The 12,410-nt window shown below is 33.8% G+C and carries 11 protein-coding genes and 1 rRNA gene; 9 read left to right on the top strand and 3 right to left on the bottom strand.

What is annotated here, in order from left to right; genetic code table 11:
• A 5S ribosomal RNA gene (gene rrf, locus D9R05_RS12220) occupies positions 1–85 on the top strand; the annotation flags it as partial.
• Between the two features lie 708 nt (positions 86–793).
• On the opposite strand, the gene D9R05_RS12215 is transcribed toward rrf, so the two are convergent.
• Complete coding sequence (locus D9R05_RS12215; protein ID WP_240463047.1) at positions 794–1,519, bottom strand: YceI family protein; 726 nt, start codon at positions 1,517–1,519, stop codon at positions 794–796.
• A gap of 103 nt (positions 1,520–1,622) precedes the next feature.
• Between D9R05_RS12215 and D9R05_RS12210 the strand changes: the two genes are divergently transcribed.
• From D9R05_RS12210 to D9R05_RS12185, 6 genes are all read left to right on the top strand, one after another.
• Complete coding sequence (locus tag D9R05_RS12210; RefSeq protein WP_121667501.1) at positions 1,623–2,201, top strand: nucleotide exchange factor GrpE; 579 nt, start codon at positions 1,623–1,625, stop codon at positions 2,199–2,201.
• A gap of 30 nt (positions 2,202–2,231) precedes the next feature.
• Positions 2,232–3,353, top strand: coding sequence for a molecular chaperone DnaJ (gene dnaJ / locus D9R05_RS12205; RefSeq protein ID WP_121667500.1), 1,122 nt, complete (start codon positions 2,232–2,234; stop codon positions 3,351–3,353).
• A gap of 188 nt (positions 3,354–3,541) precedes the next feature.
• The gene (locus tag D9R05_RS12200) at positions 3,542–4,471 is read left to right on the top strand and encodes an ABC transporter ATP-binding protein (RefSeq protein ID WP_121667499.1); all 930 of its coding nucleotides are present in this window, start codon (positions 3,542–3,544) and stop codon (positions 4,469–4,471) included.
• A complete protein-coding gene (locus D9R05_RS12195) occupies positions 4,464–5,759 on the top strand; it encodes an ABC transporter permease (RefSeq protein ID WP_121667498.1) in 1,296 nt (431 codons plus the stop codon). The genes D9R05_RS12200 and D9R05_RS12195 overlap by 8 nt, the downstream gene beginning before the upstream one ends.
• A gap of 135 nt (positions 5,760–5,894) precedes the next feature.
• Positions 5,895–6,794, top strand: coding sequence for a DUF6268 family outer membrane beta-barrel protein (locus tag D9R05_RS12190; protein WP_121667497.1), 900 nt, complete (start codon positions 5,895–5,897; stop codon positions 6,792–6,794).
• Between the two features lies 1 nt (position 6,795).
• Positions 6,796–7,959, top strand: coding sequence for a sigma-54-dependent transcriptional regulator (locus tag D9R05_RS12185; RefSeq protein ID WP_121667496.1), 1,164 nt, complete (start codon positions 6,796–6,798; stop codon positions 7,957–7,959).
• Positions 7,960–7,999: 40 nt separating this feature from the next.
• On the opposite strand, the gene D9R05_RS12180 is transcribed toward D9R05_RS12185, so the two are convergent.
• Positions 8,000–8,596: a hypothetical protein gene (locus D9R05_RS12180; RefSeq protein WP_121667512.1), complete on the bottom strand. Its 597-nt coding sequence runs from the start codon at positions 8,594–8,596 to the stop codon at positions 8,000–8,002.
• A gap of 178 nt (positions 8,597–8,774) precedes the next feature.
• Here D9R05_RS12180 and D9R05_RS12175 point away from each other — a divergent pair, with 178 nt between their 5' ends.
• Entirely contained in the window at positions 8,775–10,307 is a 1,533-nt protein-coding gene (locus D9R05_RS12175) for a GH3 family domain-containing protein (protein WP_121667495.1), read from the top strand.
• On the opposite strand, the gene D9R05_RS12170 is transcribed toward D9R05_RS12175, so the two are convergent.
• The gene (locus tag D9R05_RS12170) at positions 10,304–10,915 is read right to left on the bottom strand and encodes a hypothetical protein (protein WP_121667511.1); all 612 of its coding nucleotides are present in this window, start codon (positions 10,913–10,915) and stop codon (positions 10,304–10,306) included. The genes D9R05_RS12175 and D9R05_RS12170 overlap by 4 nt on opposite strands.
• A 134-nt stretch (positions 10,916–11,049) precedes the next feature.
• Between D9R05_RS12170 and D9R05_RS12165 the strand changes: the two genes are divergently transcribed.
• Positions 11,050–12,408: an MATE family efflux transporter gene (locus tag D9R05_RS12165; RefSeq protein ID WP_121667510.1), complete on the top strand. Its 1,359-nt coding sequence runs from the start codon at positions 11,050–11,052 to the stop codon at positions 12,406–12,408.
• Positions 12,409–12,410: the final 2 nt, after the last annotated feature.

Raw genomic sequence — 12,410 nt, 5'->3', positions numbered from 1 at the left:
CACCTCTTCCCATTCCGAACAGAGCAGTTAAGCCCGTTAGCGCAGATGGTACTACTTATTGTGGGAGAGTATGTCGCCGCCTTTTTTTAAAACCCCTTCATCAATCGATGAAGGGGTTTTTGTTTTAATAATTTATTGGTGTTTTGCGTTCGGGATAGAACGGTGTGTTTGAGCTCTTTTTATAAAACGCAAAACGTTTGTAAAAAAGCGAGTAGTGATAGCCCGACCGAAGGAACGCCATTCCTATAAGCTTAATCATTTTATTTTTATATCCTTGAAATAAATTATAAGCCTTTATTTTCAATTTTAAATCAATTACATTTGCCTCTTAAAATTTTATTGATGAATAATTCTAAAATATGGCTTTCTCCCTTGATTTGTTCTTCGCTATTGCTTATTGCTTTAGCGTAGAGCAATACAATGACACGTTTAAGAATAATCACTGAGTTAAAGGAAGCGTTCCGATCCTTGGCAAGCTGGATTTGGGATTCTCCGGAGGATGTTCTTACATTTTTCTAATCAAAACCATAACAGGTATTGGTATTTTCGGTCTTTTGGTACTTGTCTAAGTCTAGATAACTATCAATTCTCCTCCCAGCATTTTCTCAATCCACGTTTCTATAATTTCTCTAAAATCCATTGAGCTCGTCACCCCTTTTGAACTACTTCAAGAATTTATTACTAAATAAATCTTCTTTTCACAATGTGTAAAATTTAGAATTGGACAAAAAAATAACAGGAATCGCGATCCCTGTTATTCTTCTATTAAAAAAGTTTATGATATGGGCCTTAATTAAACCTTTGAAGCATAAACTTTTACTTGTAATTCAATTTCATCATTAATAACATTGTTTCCAACTAAGTCGTCAAACACAGATTTAGATCCGTAATTAACATCCCATTTTGTACGATCAATCATAAATGCTTCACTAGAAAGACGTAAAGCTTCATTGTTTTTTTCAACCTGAACAGGAATAGATATATTGTTTGTCTTTTCTTTTAAAGTTAAGTTTCCATTTAACATATACATCCCATCTTTCTTATTGATTCCAGTAATTTCGAAAGTAGCTGTGTTGTATTTCTTTACATTAAAAAAATCGCCTTCTTTACCTTCTACGGTGCCCTTAAGGTGCGCTTCTAAATTTTGTTTCTTTTCACCTTCTAAATCTTCAACTTGAATACTTGTCATATCTATAACAAGTTCTCCATGTTCTAGCATATTGTCATTCATGCTTAGTTCACCTCCTTTAAAAGAAATAACACCTTCGTGCCCGCCACCGGTAAGTTTAGCTCCTTTCCAGTTTATAACAGATTGTTCGGTGTCAACTTTGTAAGTAGCTGCCATTTCACTAGCTTCAGCTACTTTTTCCGGTTCTTTCGCTTCTGTTTCGTTTTTCTTGTCATTTTTACAAGAAACGGCAGCTATCCCTATAGTTGCCAATAAAAATACATTTAAAAATGCCTTTTTCATGATTTGATTATTTAGATTTAAGTAATCTCCAAATTTAAAGTTTTCCATAGCGCAGTTTCTTAAATATATATTAAAAAATATAAAGTGACATTTTGACAATTATTCTTTATTGGCAGTACATTTGCCAAATCAAATAAAAAATAATGTTACCATGAGTAAGAAAGAAGAAACTACCAATAAAGAAAACGAAACTGTAAAAGATCAAGTGGAACAGACTATAGATGAGGCTATTGAAGATGTAGAAACCCAGGAGGAAAAGCAGGAAGAGCAAGAAGAGCTTTCTGAAGTAGATCAATTAAAAAATGAAGTAGAGAAAGAAAAAGATAAATTTTTGCGTCTGTTTGCTGAATTCGAGAATTATAAAAGACGCACTAGTAAAGAGCGTGTAGAGCTATTTAAAACCGCCGGACAAGAAGTAATGCAAGCGATGTTACCGGTTTTAGATGATTTTGATCGCGCTTTAGCGGAAATTGAAAAATCTAAAGATAAAGATTTATTAAAAGGTGTTGAGTTAATCAGCAATAAGCTAAAAGAAACACTTAAGGGTAAAGGCTTAACTTTGATGAATGTAAAAAAGGGAGATAAGTTTGATGCTGATTTACACGAAGCAATAACACAAATTCCAGCACCTGACAAAAAATTAAAAGGCAAAATTGTTGATGTAGTTGAAAAAGGATACACTTTAGGAGAAAAAATAATTCGATATCCTAAAGTTGTTACCGGAAAGTAAGAAGTGCAAAATTAGAAAAGAAGATTTTTGATGAAAGAAGATTATTACGAAATATTAGGACTGAGTAAAGACGCAAGTGCAGCAGAGATAAAAAAGGCTTATCGGAAAAGGGCAATTAAATACCATCCCGATAAAAATCCTGATGATCCAAAGGCAGAAGAGATGTTTAAAAAATCTGCAGAAGCTTATGAGGTGCTAAGTAATCCTGACAAAAAAGCACGTTATGACCAAATGGGTCATGCAGCTTTTGATGGTTCTGGAGGCTTCGGCGGAGGCGGAATGAATATGGATGATATCTTTAGTCAGTTTGGAGACATTTTTGGCGGTGCTTTTGGTGGAGGCGGATTCTCCGGTTTCGGGGGTGGTTTCGGCGGTGGCCAACGCAGAGCCAAAGGAAGCAACCTAAGAATTCGTGTAAAACTTAGTTTAGAGGAAATTGCCAAGGGAGTTGAGAAAAAAATAAAAGTAAAACGTAAAATTCAAGCGCCAGGTACAACCTATACAACTTGCTCTACTTGTAAAGGTACAGGGCAAGTGACTCGTGTCACCAATACTATTCTAGGAAGAATGCAGACCGCATCTCCCTGTAATGTTTGTGGCGGTTCTGGACAAATGATCGATAAAAAGCCTCAAGACGCAGATGCGCAAGGCTTGCGAATGGAAGAGGAGACGGTTTCTATAAAAATTCCTCCCGGCGTTGTAGAAGGAATGCAATTGAAAGTTGCCGGAAAGGGGAACGAAGCCCCGGGTAATGGAATTGCGGGAGATTTATTAGTTGCTATTGAGGAAAAACCACACGCAGATTTGCAACGTGAAGGTGATAATTTACATTACGATTTATATATAAGTTTTTCTGAAGCAGCTTTAGGAGCTTCTAAAGAAATTCAAACTGTAGGTGGAAAAGTGCGTATAAAGATTGAAGCCGGGGTTCAAAGTGGTAAAATACTTCGTTTACGTGGCAAGGGTATTCCTAGTATTAATGGTTACGGTAGTGGAGATTTATTGGTTCATGTAAATGTATGGACACCTAAAACACTTTCTAAAGAGCAAAAGGAGTTTTTTGAAACTATGCAGAATGACGATAATTTCCAGCCGAATCCAGAAAAAAATGATAAATCTTTCTTTGAAAAAGTTAAAGATATGTTTTCATAATTCATTTTATTAACAAAAATTTATATATATTTGAATATCACTACAGCATTTTGTAGTGATATTTTTCTTTTTCATAGCAATTTTTTTTCCCATCCTTAATTTGTATAATTTTAAGGGTGGGTTTTGTTTTTTGTCTAAAACTCAACCTGAATACCTATATTTGTTACGCAAAATTTTAGACCATATTTATGAATGATCTTTTAGTAGCTGAAGGAGTTTCAAAATCATTTGGTAATTTTACCGCCTTAAATGATTTTTCATTGCAAATTCCTCAGCAAAGTATTTTTGGCCTTTTAGGTCCAAATGGAGCAGGAAAAACTACTTTCATTAGAATTATCAATCAAATTACCATGCCAGATAAAGGCCAAGTGTTGTTAGATGGTACACCGCTTCAACCTGAAGATATTCAATATATAGGTTACTTGCCTGAAGAACGGGGTTTATACAAATCTATGAAAGTTGGAGAGCAGGTTTTATACTTGGCACAACTAAAAGGTCTTTCTAAACAAGAGGCAAAAAAGAGACTTCAATATTGGTTTGATCGGCTGGAAATTGGCGATTGGTGGAATAAAAAAATTCAAGAGCTTTCTAAAGGGATGGCACAGAAAATACAATTTATTGTAACGGTATTGCATCAACCAAAACTCTTAATTTTTGATGAGCCTTTCAGTGGTTTTGATCCCGTAAATGCAAACTTAATTAAAGATGAAATTCTTCAGTTAAGAGAAGAAGGTGCTACCATATTATTTTCTACACATCGTATGGAAAGTGTAGAAGAGTTGTGTGATTCTTTGGCATTAATTCATAAGTCAAACAAGGTTTTAGATGGTAAAGTTGCTGATATAAAACAGCAATTTAAAACAAATGAATACCAGATATCTATACAAACAAAGGATGATGCGGCATTTTTACAAGCGATAAATGAAAAGTTTACCGTACTGCCTGCAGATTTCCACAGTATCAATCAAGATGTACGATTAAATGTGAAAATTTCTGAAACACATCAACCTAACGAATTGCTTTCATTTTTAATGAATTATGGTGTGGTAAACCATTTTGTGGAGGTAATACCTTCTGTAAACGATATTTTTATAAAAACCGTTAACGATCATGCGTAACCTAAAACTCATCATTCAGCGCGAATATTTAGCCCGCGTTAGAAATAAGACTTTTGTGATAATGACTTTTCTAAGTCCCATAATTATGGTGGGGATGATCGCACTTATTGCCTATTTAAGCAGTATTAATAATGACGAGAAACGGATAGTAGGTTTACACGACGAGGCAAATTTATTTGAGGAAGAATTTGTAGATACAAAAGATATAACTTACATCAACTATTCTACTTATAGTTTAGAACAAGCAATAGATTCGGTAGATGCTAAAGAATATTACGGATTGTTATATATTCCTGTTGAAGAAGATAAAACAGTATTGTCGAATAAAATTGAATTTTTCGCAAAAGATGCACCGAGTAATTCATTTATTTCTGGTGTTGAACAAAAAATTGCAACAAAACTAACCAATTCTAATTTGGTTGAAAATGGCGTAGATTTAACCAAATTAGCTGATGCTAAAACAAAGGTAAATTTGCAAATAGAGACTTTTGAAGGGGAACAAACTTCTAAAATGGCAAATTACATTAAAATGTTTTTTGGCGGTGCGGCCGGTTACCTTTTAATGATGTTTATCATTATTTATGGGAATATGGTTATGCGTAGTGTGATTGAGGAAAAAACAAACCGAATAATTGAGATTATAATTTCTTCTGTGAAACCGATGCAATTAATGTTGGGCAAAATTTTAGGAACCAGTTTTGCAGGTATTACACAGTTTTTAATTTGGGTTATTTTAGGGGGAATTTTATTGTTTGGCCTAAGCGCTGTTTTTGGTTTAGATGTTCAACCACCGGAAGTTTCTCAACAAGCAGTTACTCAAGCAGCCAATGGAGAAATTCAAAAAATTATAACAGATATTGTTAATCTTCCTTTAGGAAAACTGATTTTATGTTTTCTGTTTTATTTTATTGGCGGTTATTTTTTATACAGTGCAATTTATGCAGCTATTGGTGCGGCGGTAGATAACGAAACCGATACACAACAGTTTATGTTTCCTATTATTATTCCGCTAATGTTGGGGATTTATGTTGGTTTCTTTTCGGTAATTGAAAACCCTCACGGAATTGTCTCTACCATATTTTCTTTTATACCATTAACTTCTCCAGTTGTCATGTTAATGCGAATTCCTTTTGGGGTGCCATGGTGGGAAATTCTATTATCGATGCTGGTTTTAATCGGGACTATATTTTTAGTCACACTATTAGCGGCTAAAATATATCGAATCGGAATTTTAATGTATGGTAAAAAACCAACCTATAAAGAATTATATAAGTGGTTAAAATATTAAAACTCTTAATAGTTTTAACGAAAGTTTATTTTTCCGAGGGTTTCAAGCCCAAATAAACGTTAATTATTAATTGTCTTTATTCAAAAATAGTATCTTTCTATGCTTACGAGTTAAGTTATACGGATTGATAATTTTATGAAAAAAAACCTTTTAATTTTTTGCCTTACTTTTTTTGCATTTATAATTACCGCTAAGGCCCAAACAACAGATTTAGCGCGCATAGAATTTTTGCGAATTCCATTTAGTAATGGTAACCAATCTTTAAACCGTTTTAGAGGTTTAGCACAATTACCAATTCCTTTAAATGAAGAAGACTTTTTAGTTATTGGAGGGGAATATAGAAAGTTAGATTTAGATTTTGACGATCGTTTTCCTTTTGAAACCAGTACAATTGAATCTACTCAACGTATAGAAACTACAGTTGGTTACATCAGAAAAATTAGAAATTCTAATTGGCGAATTGCTGTAAAAACGGGGATGAGAATAGCCTCGAATTTTCAAACTACTTTAGGAAGTGACGATTTTATTTTTTTGAGCGCAATTTATGCCATTAATGATGTAAAGAATACAGATGAAAACGGAGTAGCTTTAGGAAAACCTTATCGTATCATTTTCGGTTTAATTTATACCACCACTCCGGGTAGAGGCTACCCTATACCATTATTGAATTATTTTAGGGAAATTGACGAAAACTGGTCCTATACTGCCGGTGTTCCTAAATCTTTATTACGCTATTCTTTTAATGAAAAAAATCACCTACAAACATTTGCTACACTTGATGGTTTCTTTGCCAATATTCAAGAAGATATCGTAGTAGAAGGCAAAAACAGAGTAGGGCAAAATATTTCGATGACCAACGTAACCTTGGGTATAGGTTATGAACATTATTTTACAGAACATATTTTATATTACCTTTATGCAGGTCATACAATTTATAACGAATACCGCATTAGAAACAATAATCGAGATGATGTATTTGTAATTGAAAATGATAATGCTTTTTACGTAAGAACAGGAATTAAATTAAAAATATAACATGGCTAGAATACTTGTCATAGAAGATGAAGCGGCAATCCGTAGAGTTTTAATAAAAATTTTAACTGAAGAAAATAAAGAGTATTCCGTAGAAGAAGCCGAAGATGGCCTCGCAGGAATGGAAAAGATCAAAAATGAAGATTACGATTTAGTACTTTGTGATATAAAAATGCCCAAAATGGATGGTGTTGAGGTGTTAGAAGCTACTAAAAAAATTAAACCCGAAACGCCAATGGTCATGATTTCGGGCCATGGAGATATAGATACGGCGGTAAACACCATGAAAATCGGTGCTTTTGATTACATTTCTAAGCCACCAGATTTAAATAGGTTATTAAACACCGTGCGTAATGCTCTTGATAGGAAAGAGTTAGTAACCGAAAATAAACGCCTTAAAAAGAAAGTTGGTAAAAACTATAAAATGATAGGGGAGTCTGAAGAAATAAATCAGATAAAAGATATTATTGAGAAAGTAGCTCCAACCGATGCACGCGTTTTAATAACCGGAGATAATGGTACCGGAAAGGAATTAGTAGCACATTGGATTCATCAAAAAAGTGATCGTTCAAAAGGACCGATGATTGAAGTAAATTGTGCCGCAATTCCTTCAGAATTAATAGAAAGTGAATTATTTGGTCACGTTAAGGGTGCTTTTACTTCGGCAAATAAAGATCGTGCCGGTAAATTTGAAGCGGCAAACGGTGGGACAATCTTTTTAGATGAAATTGGCGATATGAGCCTTTCTGCTCAGGCAAAAGTTCTACGTGCACTTCAAGAAAAAAAAATATCCCGGGTAGGAAGCGATAAAGACATAAAAGTAGATGTTCGTGTTATTGCTGCTACTAATAAAAATTTATCGGAAGAAATTATAGAGAAAAAATTCAGAGAAGATTTATACCATCGTCTAGCTGTGATTTTAATCAATGTTCCTGAGCTTAATGAGCGTAGAGAAGACATTCCGCTATTGGTAAATTATTTTGCGCAAAAAGTAGCTGAAGAACAAGGTACACCCGAAAAAACATTTTCAGATAAAGCGTTAAAACTACTACAAGAGTATGATTGGACAGGCAATATCAGAGAATTACGTAATGTTGTGGAACGCTTAATTATTTTAGGGGGAAAAACAATTGAAGAGCAAGATGTAAAATTATTTGCCAGTAAATAGTTGTATTTACTTTTTCTTAATTAAATAATAGAAAATATACTTAATTTCGCTTAGCTGCTTGTTTTTTTGGATCGTATTTAAGAAAATACATCGTTTTTCCATCCGGTCTATTCCAGGTGTGAAACAACTCAAAACCAAATTTTTGATAGACAATTGTATTTCTTCTGGTTTGCGTTTCAGCAAATAAGGGTAAGTTATATTTATCTGCACGACTCAAAAATTCATCTTTCATTTGTTTACCTACTTGCGTATCGGCTCCACGACTATCTTTAACAATTCCCCAAAACCAACAGTATAAATAATCTTGATCTTTAGGACGCTGATTTTTTACATATTTTTGATTCCGCAGAATTTTAGAAACATTTTTAAAACCGGTAACGTTTAAGACCAGTTTAATGTTTTCAATGGTATCTTTCCAGAAGTTAGCTTGATTTTCACTATTTCTAAATAAAATAGCAATACCCATTTCGTTTTCAGATAAAACTAAGGCATCTTTTTCAATAGCTTTCTCAACCATGTGAGTTGCTAAATAATGAAAACGTGCATCACGATTGCCCCCTTTTTTTACTATTTCCATAGAGGTAGGCGTTTCTTTAAGAATTTCTGCTACCCGATCTATAATAACTTCCTTGTTCAAACTGAATAAATTTAGGGACAAAGATATAAAAAGAAAAACTAAGCATTTTAAGAAATATTGACTTTCTATTCCATAATGCTTACTAGGCGTAAGTTTAATTAACAAAGATTTATAGCGCTATTTTTCGCTCCAAACTCATTTCAATATATATTTGATAACCCACTTTTAATATAAAGCAATGGCTATAATAGGTTCAATTATCAAAGGAGTTATCGATGTTACCGGAAGTATTTCTACCGAAAATAATCCGATAGAAAATCAAAAAAAAGTGCTCCATAATTTATTAAAGAAAGCTAAAAATACTGCTTTTGGAAAATATTATGGTTTTCAGCGAATTATTGAAAGCGAAAATCAACAAAAAGCTTTTCAAGAGAAGATTCCTTATTTTGATTATCATAAAATGCAAGAAGAGTGGTGGTATAAATTACACGAAGGTTTAGAAGATATTACCTGGCCGGGGGCGCCATCTTATTATGCAATAAGCTCTGGAACTACCGGGAAGACCAGTAAAAAAATTCCGGTAACCGATGATATGTTAGATGCGATTAGACAAGCGGGGATAAAACAAGTTACGGCACTTTCTAATTTTGATCTTCCTTCAGATTTCTTTGAAAAAGAAATTATGATGTTGGGAAGTTCTACTAATCTTCAAAAAAAAGAAGACCATTTAGAAGGTGAAATTAGTGGAATTAGCGCTAGTAATATTCCATTTTGGTTTCGCGGATATTATAAACCGGGAGAAGAAATAGCTAAAATAGACGATTGGGATGAGCGTGTAAAACATATTGCCGAAAATGCTAAAAACTGGGATATTGGTGCCCTAAGCGGAATTCCGTCTTGGATGGAGTTAATGCTAAAGGCTGTAATAAAATACCACAAGGTAGAAAATATTCACGAAGTTTGGCCAAATTTACAAGTGTACACTTCCGGGGGGGTAGCTTTTGAGCCTTATGAAAAAAGTTTTAATGCTTTATTGGCTCACCCCATAACGGTAATAGATACGTATTTAGCATCAGAAGGTTTTATGGCTTGCCAAACGCGTCCTAGTACCTCAGCAATGCAATTGATTACCGATAATGGGGTATATTTTGAGTTTGTTCCATTTCATCCAGACTATATCAATCAAGACGGTTCCATAACCGAAGATGCACCGGTTGTAAATTTAGAAGAAGTAGAGAAAGATAAAGATTATGTATTACTAATTAGTACGGTTTCGGGAGCCTGGCGTTATTTAATTGGCGATACCATTGCGTTTACTGATGTAGCAAAAGCTGAAATTAGAATTACCGGTAGAACCAAGTTTTTTCTAAATGTTGTAGGCTCACAACTTTCGGTAAATAAGATGAATGATGCGGTGCAGGAAGTTGAACAAAAATTTGATATCGAATTGCCTGAATTTACTGTTGCAGCTGTAAAAATCGATGGTGAATTTTATCACGTCTGGCATTTAGGTACCGACGAAAAAATTAATATTGATGAACAGAAATTAGCTGAAGCATTAGATGAAAGTCTAAAAAATGCCAATAAAAATTATAAAGTTGCTCGATCTAAAGCATTAAAAGGAGTAAAAGTAAACTTGATTCCCATGGATGTTTTTTATGAATGGAGCGGAGCTAACAAGAAAAAAGGCGGACAAGTAAAAATGGAAAAAGTTATGGACGACGAAAAGTTTACAGATTTTGAAGCTTTTGTTAAAAAACAACTAGCCTAATAGCTAAACGTTTGGTTTTCTTCTTCGGCTTCTTTTTCAACTTTTTTCTCGACCTCTTCCGTTTTTAAATTGTTGACCAATTCCATGATTTCTTCGGGCGACATATAAAGTCGTTTAATACGGGCTTTATATGTTGGACTGATGCTGGTATTGTTCAAAATAAAGTTTTTAGTGGCTAAAATATATTGATACATCCCGTGTTTTACAGCAAAGGTGTCTGCGGCACGTTCCACTTCTTTAATATGTCGTTTAGAGAATAAATATTTAATTCCGAAAATGAGCATGCCAAGTGTGCTTCGGTCTCTGTAATCCATTACGTGGCCAAGTTCATGACCAATCCATCCAATCAATACATCATCTTCAACATCGGTAATGTGAAATTCTTCATCTTCAATATGAAATTTCTCACTGATTAAAATAATGTAACTTCTGTTTTTCTTACTTCTTAAAAAGCTCTCGTATCTTGGTTGCGCTTGCATGGTAGATTTTTTAATGCTTTTTTTGAATTTAAATGAAATTGGAGTTTCTTTTAATTCAGGATAAAAACTTAGCGCTTTTTCAACTTGTTTTTCTATGGATTTAGGAATTTCTTTATTGCTGTACGTCATAAAATTTTTAACCGATAAATTTGAAAAAGTAAGGTAGTAGAAAGCAACATCTTTTTCTATTAAAGTAGTCTTAAATCTTCTGGTAAAAACAGATTTTTTCAAGTTGAAATAAAATATCTTTGCAAAAAAAATTGGTGCAACTTTCTACCTATACACAAGAATTTCGGAAAAATATAAAAATTGCCTTTCCGGTAATGTTAGGTCAGTTAGGTCATGTATTGGTCGGCTTGGCCGATAATATTATGGTTGGGCAATTAGGAGCTGCGCCCTTGGCTGCAGTTTCCTTAGGAAACAGTTTAATTTTTATAGCGCTTTCTATTGGTATTGGTTTTAGTTTTGCCATTACGCCACTTATTGCAGAAGCCGATGGAGCCGCAGATATAGAAAAAGGCCGTTCTTTTTTTCAGCACGGTATTATTATGTGTTTGCTTAACGGTATAATTTTATTTGCATTGGTTTGGGCGGCAAAACCATTGCTGTATTATTTAGATCAGCCGCCGGAAGTGGTCGATTTATCATTGCCTTACATTAATATCGTAGCTTTTTCGTTATTGCCATTGATGTTGTTTCAAGCTTTTAAACAATTTGGTGATGGACTTTCGCAAACCAAGTATGCGATGTACGCTACTATTGCTGCTAATCTGGTAAATGTTTTATTCAATTATTTATTAATTTATGGGGTTTGGATTTTTCCCCGCTTAGAATTAGAAGGTGCTGCTATCGGAACTTTAATTTCGAGGTTTTTTATGCTTGGTTTTTTATATTACATTTTAAAATCGAAGAAAAAATTTAGCACTTACTTTATCTGGGCAAAAAAATCGCTTCAGAAAAAAGTGTTTAAACGTATGTGGGATTTAGGATTTCCTACTGCTTTACAAATGCTTTTTGAAGTAGCTATTTTTACAGGTTCTGTTTTTTTAGCAGGAATGCTGGGTACCAATCCGCAAGCGGCCAATCAAGTAGCACTCAATTTATCTTCTATGACTTTTATGATTGCGGTGGGAATTGGTGTTACCGCAACAATTCGCGTAGCAAATCAAAAAGGAAGAAACGATTTTAAAGAAATGCACAGAATTGCTTTTTCAACATTTTTATTAGTATTCCTGATCGAAGCTGTTTTCGCAATCGGTTTTATTGTACTAAAAGATATTTTACCAACATTTTATATAGATAATTTTGAAGTAACACAAATTGCCGCACAACTATTAATTGTAGCTGCACTTTTTCAGTTAAGTGACGGACTACAAGTAGTAATTCTAGGGGCGCTTAGAGGTTTACAAGATGTAAAAATACCCATGCTTATTTGTTTTATTTCTTATTGGTTAATCGGTTTTCCAATTTCATACTTTACAGGAAAAGAAGCTGTTTTAGGCAGTATAGGAATTTGGCTTGGTTTGCTGGCAGGTTTGTCTGCTTCGGCAATAATGTTGTATCTTCGATTTAATTATTTAAGTAAAAAATTAATAAACCACGGTGTTTTAACAACACCTTAATT

It is taken from the genome of Mesonia aquimarina, assembly GCF_003667275.1.
In the GTDB taxonomy this organism is placed as follows: Bacteria; Bacteroidota; Bacteroidia; order Flavobacteriales; family Flavobacteriaceae; genus Mesonia; species Mesonia aquimarina.
Note: the sequence above shows the minus strand (reverse complement) of the source record. Positions and strands in the feature narration are given on the sequence as shown.